Source organism: Staphylococcus equorum, from assembly GCF_029531845.1.
Classification (GTDB): Bacteria; Bacillota; Bacilli; order Staphylococcales; family Staphylococcaceae; genus Staphylococcus; species Staphylococcus equorum_C.
Genome location: NZ_JAMBPV010000005.1, coordinates 157,469 through 181,726, shown reverse-complemented (window position 1 = coordinate 181,726; position 24,258 = coordinate 157,469). Strand labels below are relative to the sequence as shown.

Genomic DNA, 24,258 nt, shown 5'->3' with positions numbered 1-24,258 from the left:
ATGAAAACAATCGAATTACACATCACTTTACAACCACAAGTACTAGATACACAAGGACAAGCGTTAAACCGCGCAGTACATGATTTAGGATATAAACAAGTGAACGATATTCGTGTAGGTAAAGTTTTATATATGACAATTGATGAAGCAACTGACGAAGCTGTACACAATGTAATCACAACACTAAGTGAAAAATTATTTGCTAATACTGTAATTGAAGAATATAGTTACAAAGTTTTGGATGAAGGAGAGAAAGCTTAATGAAATTTGCAGTGTTGAAATTTCCAGGATCAAACTGTGACCGAGATATGTATAACGCGGCAGTGAAATCAGGTGTCCAAGCAGAATTTGTTGATTATAGAAATACTTCTTTAGAAGGTTTTGATGGTGTACTTATACCTGGTGGCTTCTCATTCGGAGACTACTTACGCTCAGGTGCTATGGCGAGTGTTGCACCGATTACCGAAGAAATTAAACGTTTTGCAAATGAAGGGAAACCAGTTTTAGGTGTGTGTAATGGTTTTCAAATTCTAACTGAAATTGGACTATTACCAGGTGCATTATTGAACAACGACTCTCATTTATTTGTTAGCCGCAATGAAACTTTAAAAGTTGTGAATAATAAAACGATGTATACCAATTTATATGAAGAGAATGAAGAAGTTATTTATCCAGTTGCACATGGTGAAGGTCACTATTACTGTACGCCAGAAATGTATGAAGCATTAGAAGCAAACAACCAAATTATTTTAAAATATTTGGACAATCCGAACGGTTCATATAATGACATAGCCGGAATTATTAACGAAAAAGGAAATGTATGCGGTATGATGCCACATCCTGAGCGAGCAATTGAGTCAATTTTAGGCACTGATAGTGGAGTGAAATTATTTGAAGCAATGGTAAATAGTTGGAGGGAACAAAATGTCTAAATTTTTAGAACCAAGTACAGAGGAAATTAAATTAGAACGATTATATAAAGATATGGGTTTAACTGATAAAGAATACGACAAAGTTTGTGAAATTTTGGGACGTGAACCTAATTTTACAGAGATAGGTATTTTTTCTGTAATGTGGAGTGAGCATTGTTCATACAAACATTCAAAACCATTTTTAACACAATTTCCAACTTCGGGTAAACATGTATTAATGGGTCCAGGTGAAGGGGCTGGTGTCGTAGATATTGGTGATGATCAAGCAGTAGTATTCAAGGTTGAATCACATAATCATCCTTCAGCAGTAGAACCTTATCAAGGTGCAGCTACAGGTGTGGGTGGCATCATCAGAGATATCGTTTCTATGGGTGCTAGACCTATTAATTTGTTGAATAGTTTACGCTTCGGTGAATTAACAGAGAAACAAAATCGTCGTTTATTACGCGGTGTTGTGGCTGGTATCGGCGGCTATGGTAACTGTATTGGTATCCCTACAACTGCAGGAGAAATTGAGTTTGACAGTAGATATGATGGTAATCCTTTAGTTAATGCAATGTGTGTAGGTGTTATTGACCATGACATGATTCAAAAAGGGACTGCAAAAGGTGTAGGTAACCCAGTGATTTATGTAGGATTAAAAACAGGTCGTGATGGTATTCATGGCGCTACATTTGCGTCTGAAGAGTTAAGCGAAGACAGTGAAAGTAAACGACCATCTGTTCAAATTGGTGATCCATTTGTTGGTAAAAAATTAATGGAAGCAACGCTTGAAGCAATTACTTTTGACGAACTTGTAGGTATACAAGATATGGGCGCGGCAGGACTTACTTCTTCATCTTCAGAGATGGCAGCAAAAGGTGGTAGTGGCTTACATCTTAAACTTGAAAATGTACCGACAAGAGAAGAGGGTATTTCACCTTATGAAATGATGCTCTCTGAAACGCAAGAACGTATGTTACTTGTTGTTGAAAAAGGTACAGAAGCTAAATTTTTAGAATTGTTCGATAAACACGAATTAGATAGTGCAGTAATTGGTGAAGTGACAGATACAGATCGCTTTGTTCTTACTTACGAAGACGAAGTATATGCTGACATACCAGTACAACCATTATCAGACGAAGCACCGGTCTACACTTTAGAAGGTGAAGCGCCAGAATATAATACAGCAAAAAATGATTATCGCAACATTGATGTAGAAAATGTGTTTGACCAATTATTACAACATCCTACGATTGCATCGAAACGTTATTTATATGAGCAATATGATCAACAAGTCGGTGCAAATACAATCGTTAAGCCTGGTTTGCAATCATCTGTAGTACGGGTTGAAGGTACAAATAAAGCTATCGCATCCACAATCGATGGTGAAGCACGTTACGTTTTTAATAATCCATATGAAGGCGGAAAAATGGTTGTTGCTGAAGCATATCGTAATTTAATATCTGTAGGTGCAACACCGTTAGCGATGACAGATTGTTTAAATTATGGTTCGCCAGAGAATAAAGAAATCTATCAGCAACTTGCAGACTCAACAAAAGGTATGGCAGAAGCTTGTGAAGTATTAAGCACCCCTGTCGTGTCTGGTAACGTGTCGTTATATAACGAAAATAGAGAAGCATCTATTTTCCCAACACCAGTGGTAGGGATGATTGGATTAATTGAAGATATTCAATATCTAAATGAATTTACTCCGCAATCAGGAGATACTTTATACATTGTTGGTGAAACAAAAGATGATTTTGGCGGAAGTCAAATTGAGAAACTACTTTACAAAGAGGTCAATCATGAGTTTGAAGCGATTGATTTATCAGATGAAGTACGTAAAGGCGAAGCTATTAAACAAACAATTCGTAATGGCGTTGCGTCACATGTACAAACAGTTGGTAAGGGTGGGTTATTAGTAACATTGGCACGTATAAGTGCATATCATCAATTAGGTATGAATGTTAATTTAGATGTTACAAACGAACAACTTTTCAGTGAAACACAAGGACGTTATGTTGTTGCAGTTAAAGAAGGTAAATCGTTCGATGTAGAAAACGCAGTAGAAATTGGTAAGTTAACTCAAGACAACCAATTCCTCGTATCAAACAAGGAAATTCAAGTAACACGAGAAGTTAAAAATCTGAATGAATTATGGGAAGGGGCTATTCCTAAATGTATGACTACAGTGGATTAAATGAAGAGTGTGGTGTATTTGGAATTTGGGATCATCCGGAAGCTGCACAGTTAACATATATGGGGTTACACAGTTTACAACACCGTGGCCAAGAAGGCGCTGGTATCGTGTGTTCGGATGGCGAATCACTTGTTGGGCAACGCGGTATGGGTTTACTTACTGAAGCTATTTCAGATACCCAACTTGAATCTTTTAAATCCTATAAACATGCAATTGGTCATGTACGTTATGCCACTTCTGGTAATAAAGGAATAGAAAACATCCAACCATTTTTATATCATTTTTATGATATGAGTGCCGCAGTTTGTCATAACGGTAATTTAATTAATGCACAAAGTTTAAAAAGATCGTTAGAACATCAAGGTTCTATTTTTCATTCTTCATCAGATACAGAAGTAATTATGCATTTAATACGTAGAAGTAAGGCACCAACCTTTGAAGATGCGCTTCAAGAAAGTTTGAGAAAAATCAAAGGTGGCTTTACTTTCGCATTATTAACGAAAGATGCGTTATATGGTGCAGTTGATCCTAATGCAATTCGCCCGTTAGTTGTAGGCAAAATGAAGACTGGTGCATATATCATTGCTAGTGAAACATGTGCGATTGACGTACTAGGCGCAGAATTTGTGCAAGATATTCATGCAGGTGAATATGTTGTGATTAATGACGAGGGTATTAGAGTTGAGTCTTATACAAGACATACGACAACTGCAATTTCAGCAATGGAATACATTTATTTCGCAAGACCTGATTCTACGATTGCTGGTAAAAATGTTCATGCGATTAGAAAACAATCAGGTAAACAGCTTGCCCAAGAAAGTCCAGCTGACAATGCTGACATGGTCATTGGTGTGCCAAACTCTTCTCTATCTGCGGCTTCAGGTTATGCAGAGGAAAGCGGATTACCTTATGAGATGGGACTTGTTAAAAATCAATACGTAGGACGTACATTTATTCAACCTACACAAGAACTACGAGAGCAAGGCGTACGAGTTAAGCTGTCTGCAGTTAAAGATATCGTTCATAATAAAAATATTGTACTTGTTGATGATTCCATTGTAAGGGGTACGACAAGTAGACGTATTGTACAAATGTTAAAAGACGCTGGTGCAAATGAAGTGCACGTTCGTATTGCATCACCAGAGTTCATGTTCCCAAGTTTTTATGGCATAGATGTCTCGACTACAGCTGAACTGATTTCTGCGAATAAATCGCCTCAAGAAATTAGCGAGCATATTGGATCAGATTCTTTAGCATACTTAACTGTCGATGGACTTATTCAATCTATTGGACTGAATGAAGATGCACCATACAGTGGTTTATGTGTAGAAAGTTTTACTGGAGATTATCCAGCTGGACTTTATGACTATGAGTCGGACTATTTAGAGCATTTAAGTGAGCGCCAAAAGGAATATTTAACAAATCATACACAATACTTTGATAAAGAGGGGAATTTAAATGTCTAAAGCATACCAACAAGCAGGTGTCGACATTAACGCAGGTTATGAAGCGGTAGAACGTATGTCGAATCATGTCAAAAGAACGATGCGTAAGGAAGTACTTGGTGGACTTGGCGGTTTCGGCGCAACATTTGATTTGTCACAATTGAATATGAAAGCACCATTACTTGTTTCAGGCACTGATGGTGTTGGAACAAAGTTGAAATTAGCTATAGATAACAATAAGCACGATACGATAGGTGTCGATGCCGTTGCAATGTGTGTGAATGATATTTTAACAACCGGTGCAGAGCCACTTTATTTCTTAGATTATATTGCAACACATAAAGTGATTCCAGAAGTCGTTGAACAGATTGTCAAAGGGGTAAGCGATGGCTGTGAAGAAACAAACACTGCACTTATCGGTGGAGAGACAGCTGAAATGGGAGAAATGTATCACGAAGGTGAATATGATTTAGCAGGATTTGCTGTAGGTGCTGTAGAAAAAGATGAATATGTCGACGGTACTTCTGTAGCACCAGGACAAGTCATCATAGGCCTTGAATCTAGTGGTATTCATTCAAATGGTTATAGTTTAGTTAGAAATTTAATTAAAAAATCAGGCATTAACTTAAATGATAAGTTTGATGAACAACGCACATATCTAAATGTCTTTTTAGAACCTACACGCTTATATGTTAAACCAGTACTTGCTGTCAAAGATGCAGTGAAAATTCATGCAATGACGCATATTACAGGCGGTGGTTTCTATGAAAATATTCCTAGAGCATTACCTGAGGGAGTTACAGCAAAAATTAATACGTCACAATTCCCAACACCACCAATATTTGACTGGTTACAAGCACAAGGTGATATCTCAACTGAAGAAATGTACAATGTTTTTAACATGGGTATTGGTTTCACATTAATTGTAGACAAAAAAAATGAAGCAGCAGTGTTAAATATATTGAAACAACAACAAGTTAAGGCATATCAAATTGGTGAAATCGTTAAAGGTGATGAACCAATTCAATTATTGGGGGTATAACAGTGACCAAAATAGCTATTTTTGCGTCAGGATCAGGCAGTAACTTTGAAAGTATCATGACTCAAATCGCAGAAGGTAATTTACCTAACATAGAAGTGACTGCTTTATACACAGATCAAGTGAGTGCTTATTGTATTGAACGTGCTAGGAAATATAATTTAGACGTCCATATCAATGAACTTAAAAATTTTCCAACTAAAGCAGATTATGAGCGTAAAATCATCGAATGGCTTACTTCAGAAAAAGTAGAATGGATTGTCCTAGCTGGTTATATGAAGCTGATTGGTGAAAATATATTAAAAGCATACAATAGACGTATTATTAATATACATCCTTCGCTATTACCTAAATATAAAGGTAAAGACGCAGTAGGCCAAGCTCTGGAGAGCGGTGATACGATTACAGGTACAACAGTGCATTATGTGGACAGTGGGATGGACACAGGAGAAATTATCGAACAATGGACATGTGATATATATCCGGACGATACTAAAGAACAACTAGAAGAAAGAATTAAAGTGATGGAACATGAACTATATCCGAAAGTGATATCCAAAATCATTCAATAAGAGGTGCCAATACAAAATGAAAAAAGCAATTTTAAGTGTGTCTAATAAAAGTGGTGTTGTGGCATTTGCCCAATCCTTAAACCAGTTAGGATATGAGTTGTATTCTACAGGTGGCACGATGCAAGCTTTAGTAGAAGCAGATGTTCCAGTGAAATCAATTTCAGAATTAACACAATTCGAAGAAATTATGGATGGAAGAGTTAAAACATTACATCCATCTGTTCACGGTGGTATATTAGCTGATCGTGATAAGCCAGAGCATTTAAAACAATTAAAAGAGCAACATATTGATCTTATAGATATGGTTGTAGTAAATTTATATCCATTTAAAGAAACTGTAGCTAATCCTGATGTTACAGAAAGCGATGCCATCGAAAACATCGATATCGGTGGACCAACTATGTTACGTGCTGCAGCTAAAAACTTTAAGCATGTCACGACAGTTGTACATCCAGCAGACTATAATGAAGTCATAGAAAAATTAAAAAATGACAATTTGGATGAAGCATACCGTAAGTCACTCATGATTAAAGTGTTTGATCACACAAATCAATATGATTCGGCGATTGTGGAATTCTTTAAAGATAATAAAGAAAGTCTACGCTATGGCGAAAACCCACAACAAGCAGCACAGTTTGTCCGCACATCTACTGCAGCGCACACACTTGGTGGCGCTAAACAGCTACATGGTAAACAATTAAGCTATAACAATATTAAAGATGCAGATGCAGCTTTATCACTTGTTAAGCAATTTGAACAACCAGCAGCAGTAGCAGTAAAACATATGAATCCTTGTGGTGTAGGTGTTGGAGAAACAATCAATGACGCTTATCAATATGCTTTTGAAGCAGATAGTCAATCTATTTTCGGTGGTATCGTCGCGTTAAATAGATCTGTAGATAGCACATTAGCAGAAACTTTACATGAAATATTCCTAGAAGTTATTATTGCTCCAAAATTCACACAAGAAGCATTAGACATTTTAAGTAAAAAGAAAAATATAAGACTTTTAGAAATTGATATGACGATTGATAATAGTGAACAAGAAGTCGTGTCTGTTTCAGGTGGTTATTTAATACAAGATAAAGATAATGTGAAATTAACACGTGACGATATGAAAGTGGTTACGGAAGTTGAACCTACTGAAGCACAATGGGATGCAATGTTATTAGGATGGAAAGTGGTTGCATCTGTGAAAAGTAACGCAGTCATTCTCAGTAATGCAAAACAAACAGTCGGTATTGGCGCTGGACAAATGAACCGTGTTGGGTCAGCAGAAATCGCCATAGAACGTGCTATAGAAATGAATGATCAAGTTGCAATGGTATCAGATGGTTTCTTCCCAATGGATGATACAGTTGAATTAGCAGCAAAGTCAGGTATCAAAGCTATTATTCAGCCAGGCGGTTCAATTAAAGATCAAGCATCTATTGATATGGCAAATAAATATGGTATTGCAATGGTAACTACAGGCGTTCGACACTTTAAACATTAAGCGAATTGGAGGCAATATACTTTATGAAAGTACTCGTAATTGGTGCAGGTGGTAGAGAGCACGTAATAGCACATAAACTGAAGCAATCACCACTGGTTAATGAAATATTTGCAATCCCAGGTAATGACGCAATGTCGAAAGTTGCACAGGTTCATAGTGAAATAGCAGAAACAGAACATGAACAAATTGTAGCATTTGCACAACAACATGGTATTACATGGGCAATCATTGGCCCTGAGCAACCTTTAACAGAAGGGTTAGCTGACAAATTAGAGGCTGCACAAATAAAAGTATTTGGACCTAATCGAGCAGCAGCACAAATCGAAGGTTCGAAATTATTTGCTAAAGAATTAATGAAAAAATATGGTATTCCAACTGCTGAATATACACAAATTACAAATAAACAAGATGCATTAGCTTATATTCAATCATGCGAATATCCTGTTGTATTGAAAAAGGATGGATTAGCGGCAGGTAAAGGTGTTATCATTGCGGAAAGTTATGAGGAAGCATTATCAGGTGTAGAAGAACTTTATCTAGAAGAAGAAGGAATCGTGGTTTTTGAACAATTTCTTGAGGGTGAAGAATTCTCATTAATGACTTTCGTAAATAATGACTATGCTGTGCCGTTTGATTGTATAGCTCAAGACCATAAACGTGCATTTGATGGTGACTTAGGTCCAAACACTGGAGGCATGGGGGCGTATTGTCCAGTTCCTCATATTGACGCATCTATTATCAAACGAACAAATGATGAAATTGCACAGCCTATTGCAAAAGCAATGGTCAAGGAAGGCTACTCATTTTTTGGTGTACTTTACATTGGAGCAATTATTACAGATGAAGGTCCAAAAGTGATTGAGTTTAATGCACGTTTCGGCGATCCCGAAGCTCAAGTACTTTTAACTCGCATGGAAAGTGATTTAATGCAGCATATTTTAGATTTAGAAGCTAAAAATCCAATTCAATTTCAATGGAAATCCGATTCTGTAGTAGGTGTTATGCTTGCATCTAAAGGTTATCCAGCAAAATATGAAAAAGGTAAAACTGTTTCAGGTTTCGATTTAGATGGGCAATACTTTGTGAGTGGATTAAAAAAAGAACAAGATATATATGTGACATCTGGTGGCCGTGTTATTCTGGCCTTAGGTGAAGGTAAAGATATAGCAAGTGCAAAAGCTAAAGCATATGAAGCGGTTGATAAAATTAAAAGCAATGCATTGTTTTATCGAAAGGATATTAGTGATAAAGCACTTAAATAACAATTAAAGTAATTTGTATATGGGTATTTTGAATTATATAAATTGAATAAGTTATCAAAAAAGCGTTAAGACAAAGTGGTTTAAGTTTTGTCTTAACGCTTTTGTGTTTAAATTACATGGATAGTGATGTAATTCAGTAAATACTTGAAATACGCACATCATTAATTCCTGTGATTGGGACATATTGTGCTAGGAAATATGCAACGATTAAAATAGAACTTACAACTACGATTAATAAAAGATCTCTATACGAGAAAGGTGCATAATAATAGTATGTTCTAGGTCCGTCTTTAAATCCTTTCTTCTCCATAGCAACTGATAATTGATGCGCTTTTCTGATGTTTTGGCTTAGTAGTGGTATCACAAGATGTTTAATCCGTTTAAAACCTCTATAATTATGTGCGTCAATCATTTGATAGCGCATTTTTAATGATTTTCTGAGTTGGAACAATGAAGTAAACATTAATGGCGCCATTCTAATCGCTGCCATAAATGCATAAGCTACTTTTGGTTTAACCTTGAGATGTTGCATAAGACTATAGAAAATCATGACGATTTGAGATGTAAAGGCAATTAAAATTCCAAAAAGAGAAATAGTCGTCGTACGCATTGCTAAGTGCAAACCACGAAGTAAACTTTCTGTAGTGATTTGAATAAAGCCTAATTTAAATAGCGTGTGTGTGCCATCACCATAAAAAATCATGAATAAAGCAGAGATTAAACTGAATGTCATAGTAAAGAATATGAAAATAAAAGTGATTTTAAATTTCAAGCCATTAAATAAGAGTAGAAACCCTAACATCAATAACGTTATATAGAACATGTAATCAAATTGATGCACAAAAATAACGAAGAAAAACAAAAGTATAGCAATTGCTAATTTAGTAATAATGTTGACGTCATCAACAAAAGAATAGTGTTTTTTCCACATCTCAAACATAAGTATCACCCTTTATTTCGGTTAATTGATGCTGATTGACATGGAATCTTCGAGTTGGATACCGTGCAATAATTTCTGGATCATGCGTTACCATCAAAATCGTTTGTCCGTTTTGTATACGTGTCTGAAATAATTTAATAAGGTTAAATGTATTATGACTATCGAGACCAAAAGTAGGTTCATCAAGTAAAATAAAGTCTGAAGATGAACTTAATGCAATTGCAACGCTAAGACGTCTTTTTTGGCCCATAGAAAGTTCATATGGATGTTGTGCTTTAACTGCTTGTAAATTAAGTATTTCAAGCATGTTTTGAGTTTCTCGTTTAGCTTCAACAGTTGAACGTGCTTTATTTTTATATTGAATGTAAATTTCATCATATACGGAATGTGTAATAAACTGTAATTCGGGATTTTGATAAACTAAATACATGTGTCTTGCGGCTGCTTTGATTTTTGATAAAGCATGATTGTTAAAATACATTTTCCCATCATATTTAATGAGTTGCATCATCGATTCTAATAAGGAAGTTTTGCCACTACCATTTGTTCCAGTGATGGTAATCCATTCGCCAGCACTGATGTTTAGTTCTGATATGTTAATCAGTTGCTGTTTTCCACGTTTAATTAAGCCATTTTTAAATTTAAATGCATTTTTTGTTTGTGGTGTAGATGAATCTATTTGTGTTTTTGATGATGGTGGGGCGGATTGCCAAGCATTAGGATGCCACACACCATATTCTGTTAATAGATGCTCATAGTCATGCAATATCTTATTAGGAGGTGCATCGGCTATTATGGCACCATCATAATTTAATAGAATGACACGATCAACATGTTGCCAAATATGTTCTACTTTGTGCTCTACAATTAATACAGTTTGGTCATGCCACAATGATTTTATTTTTTGCCATAAATCCGCAGTTGCATCCACATCTAGCATTGCTGTTGGTTCATCTAAGAATAGGGTGTTTGCTTGTTGTAACAAAGTTTCTGCAATTGCTAATTTTTGTTTCATTCCACCACTTAATTGATTAATATGTTGATATGCATCGACATTTAAATCTACTGCTGACAAGGCAGATTGAATACGGCTTTCCATTTCATCACGTGGTACACGCAGGTTTTCTAAAACAAAAGCGAGTTCCTCATATACTTTAGGCATACAAAATTGAGTGTCTGGATCTTGAAAAATAACGCCACAATCCTCATCAATTTGTAATTTATCATATTTCATAGGTAAATCTATAAGATTAGGAACAATACCACTTAAAACGTTTAATAACGTACTTTTACCTGAACCAGAAGGACCTAAGAGCAATACTTTTTCTTTGTCTTTTATATGAAGCGTTAAATTATCAAATATTTTATTATGACCGTTTGGGTATTTTAAGCGTAAATTTTTTGTGACTATCAACTTTATTGCTCCTTATAAATTGTCGTAATCGCTCTGAGTTGCAGGTCTGAATAATTTAGTGACACCAGTTTGATCTAAGGCTTTCACAATATAGTAAGATAAAAGGCCTGCTACAACAATTCCACTTATAAGTCTAAATACTATATATAATGTAAGGTTCCAACCAGCTATTTCACCGAGATAACCATAAGCAAAGTCCAATGGTAAAGTTGATACTGAAGCCAAGAAACCAGCCAACATTGCAACCATTGCTGCGCGAGATTTATATCTGAAAAGCGCAAATATGATTTCACATGCTAGTCCTTGTATTAAAGCATAAATCATTGTAACGATATCAAAACGGCCCATGACTATAGTTTCGCCAGCACCTGCAGCAAATTCGGCCAAAATAGCGATGCCCGCTTTTGGAATAATAAGATAAGCAACAATAGCTGCCATAAACCAAGCGCCGTAAGTTAGTTCTTCAAAGTGAAGTCCTGTAACTTGTAGCGCTTTATAGACAAAATTCCAGATGTTATAAATGATAGCGAAAACTACTGCTATTAATACAGTTACTAGTATTTCAGAAAGTTTTAATCCTTTTGACATATATACTCCTCCTATATAAAAAACGCACAACCTTCTAGAAAGGTGCGCGTTAAATACAGGCATACGGATACTATTTATTAATAAGTATCGCAGTACACTTTCCTACGCTAGTTTAACCTAGATCAGGTTCAAAGGGTTTGAGGGTATACCTCATCTCAGTCACTAAACACCCCTAGTGCGAATGATTATTTAATTTAACTCTAATGTATGGTTTTTAATTACTCCTGTCAAGGTGGTAAATGAAATTAATCAAAAATACTATGTATTTCAGAATATATTTAGCCTTTTGCGATTTAAAAAGCTCTAGATGTTTAATGTAAGACGAAAAATGATGGGAAGTGACGGAGACATAAAAAATGGGAAGGAGGAATACGGAGTCAAAATTAGAAAGTGATTCCGTATTCCCTCTCCCTTATGGCTAACTATAAGTCAGACAACTATTATCAGTATAATAATTGAGTTTGACTCGCGTTTATGTCCAAGACTTGCTTTAATTAATCAAAAGTATCTTGAATATTTTTTTGCGTTTCTTCACTATTTTCTTCGGCGGAATCTTTTTCATCTTTTAATTTATCTTCATTTTCTTTAGCTTTTTCAGCGGCTTTTTTATTTAATTCTTCTTTACTCATATAACAAAACACTCCTTCATGTTTTTAATCATCTATACATTTTAAATACCACGAAGAGAAAAAACTTAAACAAATGTACTTAAAAAGAGGGTTAATGCTAGAATATTAAAAGTCATGTTAAATAAATTGTTTAGAGTAAAGGTATATGTGGAAATTTGACTATACAACCAATTTATATCATACTATAGACTTATTTATGAGATTATTAAAGACAAGAGCTAAATGTTAATATATAATAACTTTGAGGTGAATGGTATGTCTTTTATGAAGAAACACGCTGAGATATTATATAGTTATATTATAGGCATCGTTTCGCTTTTCACAGGTCTCATCATTTTAATTAATTTACCAATGATTCATAAATTAAATGGCAAAGGTGAAATTGATTTACACATTAATAATGTATGGGATTTTATAAATGCATTTTTTGCTGAAATAATTAGGGTAATGAGCAATTACATAGGGAGTTTTCCGGTAGTTAGCGCCATTTTAATAATTATATTTGGCATTGGATTAATTATGCTAGGAATTACTTTATTTAGAACAACACGATATGACTATGATATTTCAATATTCTTTTTAGTTATTGGTATTCTGTTCTTTATCATAACGCTAATTTTAATGACCCAAGTTTATAGCTTTTTCGCTATTATTTTCGTGATACCATTTGTAATTCACATTGGTTATATCGTTTATAAAGATGAGCTAAATATAGAACATAGAAAATATCACTATTTATGGATTATTTTCAGTTATGGGTTTAGTTATTTGATAACACAATTGGTGTTATATGGAAGAATTGAGGGTGATGAAATTATACCGATTGACATCTTAAGCGTTAACACATTTTTCATAATTATGTGGTTACTGGGACAAATGTCAATTTGGAATTTCTTATTCTTAAGAAGATCATTACCATTAACAAAACAAGAATTAGGCGAAGAAGAACCAGAATTATCTAGAACGAGCAAAGGCACTGTAACGAACCAAACGATGGAACGTTGGAAAACTTTACAAGACAAAACGACAGAATTTACGCGTAAGACTCGCAGAAGTGTAGATATTCAAAAAGTAAGAGATAAGAAAGATGAATTTATTGAAAAATGGAAGAACATTATTGATATTCAAGAAGATGACGTTCCAAATTGGATGAAGAAACCGAAATGGATTAAACCCACTTATGTTGAATTATTTTGTGGTGCAGTTTTATTATTCTTTACATTAATTGAATTTAATAATAGGAATTCATTATTTGTTTCTGGTGATTGGGAGATTGGCCAAACACAATATGTTATTGAATGGATAACATTGTTCATATTAATGATTATCATCATTATTTACATTCTGACGACATTGACGAATTATTTGAAAGGTCAATTTTATTATCTACAATTATTTATGGTAAGTTTATTATTCTTTAAATTATTTACTGAATTTATGAATATTATGGTTCACGGACTATTGCTTTCAATTTTCATTACACCGATTCTTGTTATGATGTTAATTGCAGTTGTAGTAGCGTTTATAATTAAATTGAGAGAACCTTCTAGAGATTAAGTATTTAATATTGTTGTTTGATGAACCTATCTTCCAATTGATTGGAAGATAGGTTTTTTTATTAAGAAAGTTCAAGAATGATAAGTGCTTAGACAAAACGTTTGATTTAAATAAATATTAATGATGTTACGATGTACTTGAAATGATAAAATAAGTAAGCGACAGATAAATATAAAAAAATAGTAGAAAGGCTGACATAATTTTATGAAAACTGCCACATTAAATAGAGGTAAAGAAACAAAGTATTTAAATGAATATCCATTGGTAAGCGAGGATGATATATACGCACACGATCACTTACATGAAGGAGATTTATTTCAGTTATTAAATGATAAAGACCAGTATATTGCAACAGCATATGTTGGACGTCAGCATAAAGGTATCGGTTGGGTATTGAGTTACTCACGTGATGAAGTTGTTAACACACAATTTTTTGAAAAATTATTTGATATTGCGAAAAAAGAACGTGAATATTTTTATAATGTAGAGGGCACAAATGCATTTAGAATATTTAACGGAGAAGGTGATGGTGTTGGTGGTCTTACAATCGACAACTACAACGGTCATTTCTTAGTTCAATGGTATTCAAAAGGTATCTATAAGTTCCGTTATAATGTTTTAAGTGCGTTGAAAGCAATATTCGGTTATACGTCAGTTTTTGAAAAATTACGTTTTAAAGATGCTAACGTAGAAGGTGGCTTCGTAGACGGAGATGCACCAGAATTTCCAATTGTCATTGAGGAAAACTTCACATTTTACAATGTGGATTTAAATGATGGACCAATGACGGGCATCTTTTTAGACCAAAGAGAAGTAAGAAAAAAATTAAAAGATCAATATGCGCAAGATAAAAATTTACTGAATTTATTCAGTTACACAGGGGCATTCTCAGTTGCAGCTGCAGAAAATGCAGAAATGACAACAAGTGTTGATTTAGCTAACCGTTCTCGTGCGCTTACTGAAAGTAATTTTGGATTAAATTCTATTGACCCAGCGTCACAATATATTTATGTGATGGAGACTTTTAATTTCTATAATTATGCTCGCCGTCATGACTTCTTCTACGATACAATTGTTATTGATCCACCAAGTTTTGCGAGAAATAAGAAAAAAACTTTTTCTGTATTAAAAGACTACGATAAATTAATCGTTGGTGCACTTGATATACTTGGTCCTGAAGGTACATTACTATTATGTACGAACAATAGTACATTTTCACTTAAAGCATTTAAAAATGTTGTTATAGAAACATTAACTAAAGAAGAAGTGGACTTTGAAATTATTGATGTCATGGGCTTACCAAAAGATTTTAAAACGCATGCACACTATAAACCTTCAAAATATTTAAAAGCGATTTTTGTAAAAATACAGTAAAGTGTGAAAAAACGGGTATTATTCTTAGTGTATAGAATTTACTAAGGAGTGAATATAATGAGTTTTAAAAATAAAATCACAAATAACGTTACACAAAAAGTAGGAAACAAGTTTTTAAATATAGAAGATATAAAAAATAAAGGTAGTATACCAACATCTCATAATGAAATTGAAGAACGTCGCCAACGTGCAGAGGCGTTAGTGAGAAAAAAATCAATGTTATCATCTGGCGTAAGTGTAGTACCTATTCCAGGTTTAGGCTTCAGCGTAGATATTAAACTTATGAAAGATGTTATTGAGGACGTAAATAAGATTTACGGTCTTGATCATAAACAAGTTAATACAATGGGAGACGACATGAAAGAACGTGTGCTAACTACTGCGGCAATTCAAGGCAGCCAATTTATTGGTAAAAAAGTATCAAGTGCTATTCTCAAAGTAGTTATCCGTGATGTAGCGAAACGTACTGCAGCAAAACAAACGAAATGGTTCCCAGTAGTAGGTCAAGCAATCACTGCTTCTATTAGTTATTATTTCATGAAAAAAATAGGCAATGATCATATCCAAAAATGTGAAAAAGTTGTTAAATCACTCGTGTAAAACTACAGCGTTTTCACAAATTGTTAAATAATCGCTGAATATTGTCATATCATGGGTGCAACGAATTGAATTTATATAAATAATTTGGTAATCTTATTATATAAAACTATGTTAGGTTTTATAATAAACTAACGATTCTAACTATACGAAGGAGAAATAAATTATGGAACAAAAATCATATGTAATTATCGATGAAACAGGTATTCATGCTCGTCCAGCAACGATGCTTGTTCAAACTGCATCAAAGTTTGATTCAGATATTCAATTAGAATATAACGGTAAAAAAGTTAACTTGAAATCAATCATGGGTGTTATGAGTTTAGGTGTAGGTAAAGATGCTGAAATTACTATCTACGCTGATGGTAGCGACGAAACAGACGCAATCGAAGCAATCACTGAGATTTTATCTAAAGAAGGATTAACAAAATAATATGTCTAACTATATAAATGGTATTGCTGCATCTGATGGTGTAGCGATTGCTAAAGCATATTTATTAGTTGAACCAGATCTTTCATATAATAGTGAAAAGATTACAGATATCGACGCTGAAATTGCTAAATTCAATGATGCCATCGAAACATCTAAAGTTGAATTAACAAAAATAAGAAATAATGCTGAAAAAAATTTAGGTGCTGATAAAGCAGCGATTTTTGATGCACATTTATTAGTTTTAGATGATCCAGAGTTAATTCAACCGATTGAAGATAAGATTAAAAATGAACAAGTTAACGCACCAACTGCATTATCTGAAGTAACTGGACAATTCATTACTATATTTGAAAATATGGATAATGAATACATGAAAGAACGTGCTGCTGATATCCGTGACGTTTCTAAACGTGTGTTAGCACACATTTTAGGTGTAGAATTACCAAATCCTAGTATCATTGATGAAAGCGTTGTTATAATCGGAAACGATTTAACACCATCAGATACTGCTCAGTTAAATAAAGAATTCGTGCAAGGCTTTGTAACAAATATTGGTGGAAGAACATCACACTCAGCAATTATGAGCCGTTCATTAGAAATTCCTGCTGTTGTAGGCACAAAATCTATTACTAAAGACGTTAAACAAGGCGATATGATTATCGTTGACGGATTAACGGGCGAAGTAATTATTGATCCTACAGATGATGAAGTAATCGCTTATGAAAATAAACGTGAACGTTTCTTCGAAGATAAAAAAGAATTACAAAAATTACGTAATGAAGAAACAAAAACAATTGATGGCAAACATGCTGAATTAGCTGCAAACATCGGTACGCCTAATGATTTAAAAGGTGTTATTGAAAATGGTGCAGAAGGTATTGGTTTATATCGTACGGAATTTTTATATATGGGTAGAGATGAAATGCCTACGGAAGATGAACAATTTGAAGCCTATAAAAAAGTTCTAGAAACGATGGAAGATAAACGTGTTGTTGTACGTACATTAGATATAGGTGGCGACAAAGAGTTACCATATTTAAATTTACCTGAAGAAATGAATCCATTCTTAGGTTATCGTGCGATTCGTTTATGTTTAGATCAACCTGATATTTTTAGACCACAACTTCGTGCATTATTACGTGCATCTGTTTACGGTAAATTAAATATCATGTTCCCAATGGTTGCAACAATTAATGAGTTCCGTGATGCTAAAGCATTATTACTTGAAGAAAAAGAAAACTTAAAACAAGAAGGTACAGAAGTTTCTGAGGATATTGAATTAGGTATCATGGTTGAAATTCCTTCAACAGCTGCATTAGCAGATGTCTTCGCAAAAGAAGTTGATTTCTTCAGTATTGGAACGAATGATTTAATTCAATATACAATGGCGGCTGACCGCATGTCTGAACGTGTTTCATACTTGTATCAACCATATAATCCTTCAATATTACGTTTAGTAAAACAAGTGATTGAAGCATCTCATAAAGAGGGTAAATGGACTGGTATGTGTGGTGAAATGGCAGGCGATGAAATCGCTATCCCATTACTATTAGGCTTAGGATTAGATGAATTCTCAATGAGTGCTACATCAGTACTTAAAGCGCGTCGTCAAATCAAAGGTTTAAGCCAAAATGAAATGGAAGAATTGTCACAAAGAGCAATTAATTGTGCAACTTCTGAAGAAGTACAAGAATTAGTTGAGCAATATGCTAAATAATAAATATTAATTGAACATTTGAGTTCGAAAAAAGCTGATAGACCATTTATAGTGGCGCTATCAGCTTTTTTATTTTGCCATGCGTTAAAGAATATTAAGAATTAACGTAGTCCGTAATGGCACATTTTTAAACACTAACTTTGTAATAACACCGAAAATCATATAGTTTAGAAAGTGAACGATTTACTAATATCAATGTGCCACAGTTACGTTGGTTGTTTAATCATTATTCTAAATTTAAATTGTGGTTGATTTTATCCATATCAATTTGATACATCGGCTCATCATTTAACAAGATAAAAGGTGTAGCAAAAGCATCGTAGTCTATCATTTCATTTCTGTATTGGGAATTCGAAATATTTTTCTCGCTATATGATACGCCCTTATCTGATAAATAGTTTTTAATGAAAGTACAAGGGGGGCAATCATTTTGCGTATAAATGATTATTTTATCCATGAAAGTTCATCCTTCCTATTTTAAATTCGATTTACTTTAATATAAGAAACTTTTTAAATTATTACAAATCTTTGACTTACATGCAAGTGGTCATTAATTTGTCACTATATTTTGAACGCAACTTATTTCAATACAACGTAAAGCAGTTTATAATGAATGAACGTTGTGATTTTTGTCACAAATAAATAAAAAAGGTGATATTATGGATTCAGTTGAATTAGCCCGTTTTTTAACTGCGATGACACTCGCGGTTCATATCATATTCGCAACGATTGGTGTGGGCGTGCCATTAATGTTTGCTGTTGCTGAATTTTTAGGTATAAAAAGAAATGATCCAAAATATATAACATTAGCCAAAAGATGGTCTAAAGGATATACCATTACGGTAGCTGTTGGTGTTGTGACAGGTACAATTATTGGACTGCAATTATCACTATTATGGCCAACATTTATGCAAATGGGTGGTCACGTTATTGCATTACCATTATTTATGGAAACATTTGCTTTCTTCTTTGAAGCAATTTTCTTAAGTATTTATTTATATACATGGGATAGATTTAAGAGTAAATGGACACATTTCCTTATTAGTATTCCCGTCATTATAGGTGGTACATTCTCAGCTTTCTTCATTACAGCAGTCAATTCATTTATGAACACACCAGCTGGCTTTGAAATGAAAGATGGGAAAATGGTTAACGTCCAACCTTGGGTAGCAATGTTTAATGAATCGTTCTTAATTAGATCATTCCACGTTGTTGCTACAGCACTTATGACGATGGCATTTGTACTTGCTGCAATTGCTGCATTTAAATTATTGAAAAACAAATTCAAGAAAGACACAGAATATCATAAAAAAGCGTTGAAACTAACAATGATTCTTGGCGTAGTATTTACTTTAGGATCTATGTTAGCTGGAGATTTATCAGCTAAGTTTCTACATCAAGAACAACCAGAAAAACTTGCTGCTTATGAATGGCATTTTGAAACAGAGTCTAATGCAGACTTAATATTCTTTGGTTCTTTAGATGAAGAAACACAAGAAGTATCAGGTGCTATAAAAATACCTGGCATACTCAGCTTCTTGGCTGATAATAACACAGATACCGAAGTAAAAGGATTAAATGAGTTTCCAAAAGAACTGCATCCACCGATGATTGTACACTATTACTTTGATATTATGGTTTCTATGGGTGTATTCTGCTTGATTATATCCGGTGCGTTTATATTAACGCTTATATTTAAGAAGTTACGCAAATTCACTTATTCAAAACCAATGTTGTATGGTGCATTGTTAACTGGACCAGCGGCAATGATTGCAATAGAAGCTGGGTGGTTCTTAACTGAACAAGGTCGTCAACCATGGTTGGTTCGTGGTTACCTTAAAGTAGCTGATGCTGCAACTCAAGCAGGTGGTTTAACACTCGTGACAATATTATTCGGTATCTTATATATGATATTAATCGTGACTACCGCATATGTATTAATTCGTATGTTCAGAAATAAACCAGCATATAAAGATGTAGAAGAAAATACACCAGAAAGAGGTGATGAGTAATGATATTTGCTTATATAGGTATTACAGTACTTGGAATATTCTTATTCTCTTATATTATTATCGCCTCCATTGATTTTGGTGCTGGGTTCTTTACACTTCACGCAAAAGTGACTAAACAAGATAAACAAATTAATCATTTAATAGGTCGTTATTTAAACCCTGTGTGGGAAGTAACAAACGTATTCTTTGTATTCTTTTTCGTTGGCATTGTAGGTTTTTTCCCTGATGCGGCGAAATATTTTGGTACGGTACTACTCATACCAGCTTCAATCGCATTAATATTACTAACAATTAGAGGTAGTTTTTACGCGTTTGAAAATTATGGACCTGATTCAAAACTCATTTGGTTAGCAATGTACGGCTTGTCAGGATTGTTTATCCCAGCGGCACTAGCTACAACGCTAACAATATCAGAAGGGGGCTTTATTACCGGTTCAGGTGATAATATAGATTTGAATTGGCTTGAATTAGCCTTGAGTCCTTATTCATGGTCTGTCGTATTCTTAGCTGTTATATCAGTGCTATACATTTCTTCAGGCTTCCTTACGTACTATGCTTCAAAAGCGAAAGACAAACCAGCGTATGATTTATTAAGATATTGGTTCTTGTTCTGGGGACCGCCGATGATCGCAATTTCTTTATTCGTATTTGTATCGTTAAGATTACAAAACGAAACGCATTTCTTAAGCGCAGTAACTGATTATTGGTGGATGTTCCTACTAAGCTTTATATGTTTTATAGGTGTCATGGTACTTACATTAATAAAAAAATGGCACGGATTTGCATTTATCCTTGTTATATTGCAAATGGCATTTGCATTTTTCGGATATGGCGCCAGCAAAATGCCATACATCTTATACCCATATGTTCGTATAGATGAAGGTGTTGTTAATAGTAGCATGGCCATTGCTTTAATTACTGCATTTGTTTTAGGTTTACTTTTACTCATTCCATCGTTAATATTATTATTAAGATTATTTGTTTTCGACAAAGATTATGTTGAAGGAAAAAAATAAATTAATTTTTTAAAATGAGATAATGATAGTTATTCACTCGCTTGCTTAGGCTAATAAATAGCTATCTTATCCGTGATTTTTTAAATTGGAGGACGCATATGGACAAAGAGTATGTGGTTATCGGCTTAGGTCGATTCGGCGGTAGTATAGTAAGAGAGCTTAATGCACTTGATATGGACGTTATGGCAATTGATATGAATGAAGCACGTGTGAATGAATATAGTGATATCGCTACACATGCTGTCATTGCTGATACAACAGATGAAGCTGTTATGAAAAGTTTAGGTATCAGAAACTTTGATCACGTCATCGTAGCAATAGGTGAGAATATACAATCAAGTACGTTAACAACATTAATTTTAAAAGAGTTAGGTGTAAAAAAAGTAACAGCTAAAGCGCAAAATGATTATCACGCAAAAATTTTAAATAAAATTGGAGCGGATACGGTTGTTCATCCTGAAAGAGATATGGGAAGAAGAATCGCTCACAATGTCGCAAGTGCAAGTGTGTTAGATTATTTAGAACTTGCAGACGAACATTCGATTGTAGAGATTAAAGCAAGTGAAAAAATGGCTGGCCAAACAATTATAGAATTAGATATTCGAGCACAATTCGGTATAAGTATAATTGCTATAAAAAGAGGTAAAGAAATATTAGTTTCTCCTGACCCTAATATTAGTATTGAAATTGGTGATATATTAATTATGATAGGGCATGATAATGACTTAAATCGTTTTGAGAAAAAAGTGGTTCGATAAAAATATAATAAAAAGAAGTCTCCAAAACTGGAGGCTTCTTTTTTATTATATCGAATACTATATTTCATAAATAAATTCATGAAAAATTATTTATTTGTGCTATTAGCAATCATGAAATTGCATTCACATAGCAAGGTGATTAATATATATATAATAGAATAGTTAAAACAAAAGCAGTCCATACAATGTTTAGACATTGTATGGACTGCTTTTTAATACCTATGATTCAGATGATTTATTTGTCTCATCTTTTTTAGGTTTAGGTTTTGGAGTGTTATTTACTTTTTTCTTGTCTTTATCGTTAGGTTTTTTATTTTTTACTGGTGCTTTTGTATTGTTATTTTTAGGTTTGTCATTTTTAGGGCTAGGTTTCTTAGTAAATGATTGGTTGTTATCTTCATTTACTTTCATAATGACTGGTAAAATCATTGGTTTACGTGCAGTCTTTTCAAATAGATAAGGCTGTAACGTTTCAATGATTGATGATTTAATTTGATGCCATTGAATCTCTGGATTTTGATTTAATTTTGAAATAACATCCGTTTTGATTCTGCGTTGTGCATCATAAATCAATTGACCAGATTCACGCATGTATACGAAACCACGTGAGATAATATCAGGTCCAGAAAGTAGTTTGTTTGTTTTGAAGTCTATACTTACAACGACAATAACTAAACCTTCTTCTGATAATAGTTTACGATCTCGAATGACTACATTACCAATATCACCAATACCACTACCATCAACTAATACATTGCCTGATGGAATTCTACCAGCTTTTCTAGCAGAGTCATGTGTCAGTGCTAAGACATCACCGATATCAAAGATAAATACATTGTCTGGCTCAACGCCACACTCTACACCTGATTGACCATGGGCTTTTAGCATACGGTATTCACCATGGATTGGTAAAAAGAATTTAGGACGTAATAGACGCAACATTAATTGTTGATCGCCTTTAGAGCCATGACCAGAAGTATGAATATTAGATACTTTATTATGAATAACTTCTGCGCCTGCACGATAAAGTGAATTTATCGTACGATTAATACTTTTCGTATTACCTGGAATAGGTGAAGAACTAAACACAACTGTATCTTCAGGTATGATTTTAATTTGTTTGTGTGTACCGTTAGCAATTCTAGATAAAGCTGCCATTGGTTCACCTTGAGACCCTGTACATAAAATCAATAATTCATGCTTAGGCACAGTATTGATTTTATTTGGTTCAACAAACGTTTCTGGTGGTGCTTTGATATAGCCTAATTCCATACCAATCTTAATATTGTTTTCCATTGAACGACCAAATGTAACAATTTTACGATTGTGCTTAATTGCAGCTTCAACCGCTTGTTGCACACGGTAAATGTTTGATGCAAATGTAGCGAATATGATGCGTCCGTTACAATCATGGAATATCTTTTCAACGTTTTGGCCAACTTCTCGTTCACTTAAAGTAAAGTCTGGTACAAGTGAATTTGTAGAGTCAGAAAGTAAACAAAGTACGCCTTCTTCACCTAATTTTGCCATTTTAGCTATATTTGCAGGTTCACCAACTGGTGTGAAATCAAATTTGAAGTCACCCGTGTGAACAATATTACCTTCTGGCGTGTTAACGATAACACCATATGCTTCTGGAATACTGTGTGTAGTGAGATAGAATGAAACTTCAAAATGTTTAGATTTGATGACACTACTTTCATCAATTTCAATAAGTTCTGCAGTTCTTAATAAATGATGTTCTTCTAATTTATTTCTGATTAAACCTAAAGCTAATGGTCCACCATATATAGGCACATTAATTTGCTTTAATAGGTAGGGCACACCACCTATATGGTCCTCATGTCCGTGAGTGATAAACAGACCAACAATTTTATCTTGGTTCTGTTCTAAATAAGTAATATCAGGAATGACATAATCAATACCTAATAAATTATCATCAGGAAATTTGATACCTGCATCGATAATAACGATTTCGTCCTGATACTCAACGGCATAAGTATTTTTACCAATTTCGCCTAAGCCACCAAGCGCATAAACCGCGACTTCATTTTTATGAATTTGTTTCATTATTCAGCTTGCTCCACATTGAAGTGATCTGATTGTTTTTCGTATTCTAAATGTGCGCCCTCTAATTTAGTTATAAATTCAATGTTAAAGTTACGATCTTTTAAATATCTTCTTACTTGTTCTTCTGTTTGTCCTTCAACGTAAATTGTTTGTGTGTGTTCACGTACAATTACCTCTTCTTTGGTATTTTGAAAAAAAACTTTGAATACTGCCATTTTATATATTT

At 34.0% G+C, this 24,258-nt stretch carries 23 protein-coding genes and 1 riboswitch; of the genes, 16 read left to right on the top strand and 7 right to left on the bottom strand.

Going from position 1 to position 24,258, the window contains the following annotated elements:
- Genes purS through purD form a run of 8 tightly spaced genes read left to right on the top strand, consistent with a single transcriptional unit; the run spans window position 1 to window position 8,927 of the window.
- Window positions 1-261 (top strand): phosphoribosylformylglycinamidine synthase subunit PurS, encoded by a 261-nt coding sequence (gene purS, locus M4L39_RS08565; protein WP_057511817.1) that lies wholly within the window; start codon window positions 1-3, stop codon window positions 259-261.
- Complete coding sequence (purQ, locus tag M4L39_RS08560; protein WP_277581627.1) at window positions 261-932, top strand: phosphoribosylformylglycinamidine synthase I; 672 nt, start codon at window positions 261-263, stop codon at window positions 930-932. Before purS ends, purQ begins: the two co-directional genes overlap by 1 nt.
- Window positions 925-3,114, top strand: a complete 2,190-nt coding sequence (gene purL / locus M4L39_RS08555) for a phosphoribosylformylglycinamidine synthase subunit PurL (protein WP_277581626.1) — start codon at window positions 925-927, stop codon at window positions 3,112-3,114. The genes purQ and purL overlap by 8 nt, the downstream gene beginning before the upstream one ends.
- Entirely contained in the window at window positions 3,093-4,580 is a 1,488-nt protein-coding gene (purF, locus tag M4L39_RS08550) for an amidophosphoribosyltransferase (RefSeq protein ID WP_277581625.1), read from the top strand. The genes purL and purF overlap by 22 nt, the downstream gene beginning before the upstream one ends.
- Window positions 4,573-5,601, top strand: a complete 1,029-nt coding sequence (gene purM, locus M4L39_RS08545; protein ID WP_277581624.1) for a phosphoribosylformylglycinamidine cyclo-ligase — start codon at window positions 4,573-4,575, stop codon at window positions 5,599-5,601. Before purF ends, purM begins: the two co-directional genes overlap by 8 nt.
- Window positions 5,602-5,603: 2 nt before the next feature.
- Complete coding sequence (gene purN, locus M4L39_RS08540) at window positions 5,604-6,170, top strand: phosphoribosylglycinamide formyltransferase (RefSeq protein ID WP_277581623.1); 567 nt, start codon at window positions 5,604-5,606, stop codon at window positions 6,168-6,170.
- Window positions 6,171-6,186: 16 nt separating this feature from the next.
- Window positions 6,187-7,665 carry a bifunctional phosphoribosylaminoimidazolecarboxamide formyltransferase/IMP cyclohydrolase gene (gene purH, locus M4L39_RS08535; protein ID WP_277581622.1) on the top strand — a complete coding sequence of 493 codons (1,479 nt, stop codon included), beginning with the start codon at window positions 6,187-6,189 and terminating at the stop codon, window positions 7,663-7,665.
- A gap of 23 nt (window positions 7,666-7,688) precedes the next feature.
- Entirely contained in the window at window positions 7,689-8,927 is a 1,239-nt protein-coding gene (gene purD / locus M4L39_RS08530) for a phosphoribosylamine--glycine ligase (RefSeq protein ID WP_277581621.1), read from the top strand.
- 133 nt (window positions 8,928-9,060) lie between these two features.
- Here purD and M4L39_RS08525 read toward each other — a convergent pair whose 3' ends face one another.
- From M4L39_RS08525 to graF, 4 genes are all read right to left on the bottom strand, one after another.
- On the bottom strand, window positions 9,061-9,867 hold the full coding sequence (locus tag M4L39_RS08525; protein ID WP_277581620.1) for an energy-coupling factor transporter transmembrane component T family protein: 807 nt from the start codon (window positions 9,865-9,867) through the stop codon (window positions 9,061-9,063).
- On the bottom strand, window positions 9,860-11,281 hold the full coding sequence (locus M4L39_RS08520; protein ID WP_277581619.1) for an ABC transporter ATP-binding protein: 1,422 nt from the start codon (window positions 11,279-11,281) through the stop codon (window positions 9,860-9,862). Before M4L39_RS08520 ends, M4L39_RS08525 begins: the two co-directional genes overlap by 8 nt.
- A 12-nt stretch (window positions 11,282-11,293) precedes the next feature.
- The gene (locus tag M4L39_RS08515) at window positions 11,294-11,869 is read right to left on the bottom strand and encodes an ECF transporter S component (RefSeq protein ID WP_277581618.1); all 576 of its coding nucleotides are present in this window, start codon (window positions 11,867-11,869) and stop codon (window positions 11,294-11,296) included.
- Between the two features lie 82 nt (window positions 11,870-11,951).
- A riboswitch (TPP riboswitch) is annotated at window positions 11,952-12,053 on the bottom strand.
- 310 nt (window positions 12,054-12,363) lie between these two features.
- Window positions 12,364-12,498, bottom strand: a complete 135-nt coding sequence (graF, locus tag M4L39_RS08510) for a glycopeptide resistance-associated protein GraF (protein WP_277581617.1) — start codon at window positions 12,496-12,498, stop codon at window positions 12,364-12,366.
- A gap of 255 nt (window positions 12,499-12,753) precedes the next feature.
- Between graF and auxA the strand changes: the two genes are divergently transcribed.
- The 5 genes from auxA (at window position 12,754) to ptsP (ending at window position 18,176) form a co-directional block, all read left to right on the top strand.
- Entirely contained in the window at window positions 12,754-14,055 is a 1,302-nt protein-coding gene (auxA, locus tag M4L39_RS08505; RefSeq protein ID WP_277581616.1) for a lipoteichoic acid stability factor AuxA, read from the top strand.
- Window positions 14,056-14,259: 204 nt separating this feature from the next.
- Complete coding sequence (locus tag M4L39_RS08500) at window positions 14,260-15,429, top strand: class I SAM-dependent rRNA methyltransferase (RefSeq protein ID WP_277581615.1); 1,170 nt, start codon at window positions 14,260-14,262, stop codon at window positions 15,427-15,429.
- 57 nt (window positions 15,430-15,486) lie between these two features.
- Window positions 15,487-16,029, top strand: a complete 543-nt coding sequence (locus M4L39_RS08495; RefSeq protein WP_277581614.1) for a DUF697 domain-containing protein — start codon at window positions 15,487-15,489, stop codon at window positions 16,027-16,029.
- A 163-nt stretch (window positions 16,030-16,192) separates the two neighbouring features.
- Complete coding sequence (locus M4L39_RS08490) at window positions 16,193-16,459, top strand: phosphocarrier protein HPr (protein WP_002508015.1); 267 nt, start codon at window positions 16,193-16,195, stop codon at window positions 16,457-16,459.
- Window position 16,460: 1 nt separating this feature from the next.
- Window positions 16,461-18,176 carry a phosphoenolpyruvate--protein phosphotransferase gene (gene ptsP, locus M4L39_RS08485; protein WP_277581613.1) on the top strand — a complete coding sequence of 572 codons (1,716 nt, stop codon included), beginning with the start codon at window positions 16,461-16,463 and terminating at the stop codon, window positions 18,174-18,176.
- 226 nt (window positions 18,177-18,402) lie between these two features.
- Here ptsP and M4L39_RS08480 read toward each other — a convergent pair whose 3' ends face one another.
- Window positions 18,403-18,633 carry a glutaredoxin family protein gene (locus M4L39_RS08480; protein WP_277581612.1) on the bottom strand — a complete coding sequence of 77 codons (231 nt, stop codon included), beginning with the start codon at window positions 18,631-18,633 and terminating at the stop codon, window positions 18,403-18,405.
- Window positions 18,634-18,835: 202 nt separating this feature from the next.
- Between M4L39_RS08480 and M4L39_RS08475 the strand changes: the two genes are divergently transcribed.
- The 3 genes from M4L39_RS08475 (at window position 18,836) to M4L39_RS08465 (ending at window position 21,962) form a co-directional block, all read left to right on the top strand.
- A complete protein-coding gene (locus tag M4L39_RS08475) occupies window positions 18,836-20,188 on the top strand; it encodes a cytochrome ubiquinol oxidase subunit I (RefSeq protein ID WP_277581646.1) in 1,353 nt (450 codons plus the stop codon).
- Window positions 20,188-21,204 carry a cytochrome d ubiquinol oxidase subunit II gene (locus tag M4L39_RS08470; protein ID WP_277581611.1) on the top strand — a complete coding sequence of 339 codons (1,017 nt, stop codon included), beginning with the start codon at window positions 20,188-20,190 and terminating at the stop codon, window positions 21,202-21,204. The genes M4L39_RS08475 and M4L39_RS08470 overlap by 1 nt, the downstream gene beginning before the upstream one ends.
- A gap of 98 nt (window positions 21,205-21,302) precedes the next feature.
- Window positions 21,303-21,962 carry a potassium channel family protein gene (locus M4L39_RS08465; RefSeq protein WP_002508010.1) on the top strand — a complete coding sequence of 220 codons (660 nt, stop codon included), beginning with the start codon at window positions 21,303-21,305 and terminating at the stop codon, window positions 21,960-21,962.
- A gap of 219 nt (window positions 21,963-22,181) precedes the next feature.
- On the opposite strand, the gene rnjA is transcribed toward M4L39_RS08465, so the two are convergent.
- Window positions 22,182-24,032 (bottom strand): ribonuclease J1, encoded by a 1,851-nt coding sequence (gene rnjA, locus M4L39_RS08460; RefSeq protein WP_277581610.1) that lies wholly within the window; start codon window positions 24,030-24,032, stop codon window positions 22,182-22,184.
- Complete coding sequence (locus M4L39_RS08455) at window positions 24,032-24,247, bottom strand: DNA-dependent RNA polymerase subunit epsilon (protein ID WP_277581609.1); 216 nt, start codon at window positions 24,245-24,247, stop codon at window positions 24,032-24,034. The genes rnjA and M4L39_RS08455 overlap by 1 nt, the downstream gene beginning before the upstream one ends.
- Between the last annotated feature and the right edge of the window lie 11 nt (window positions 24,248-24,258).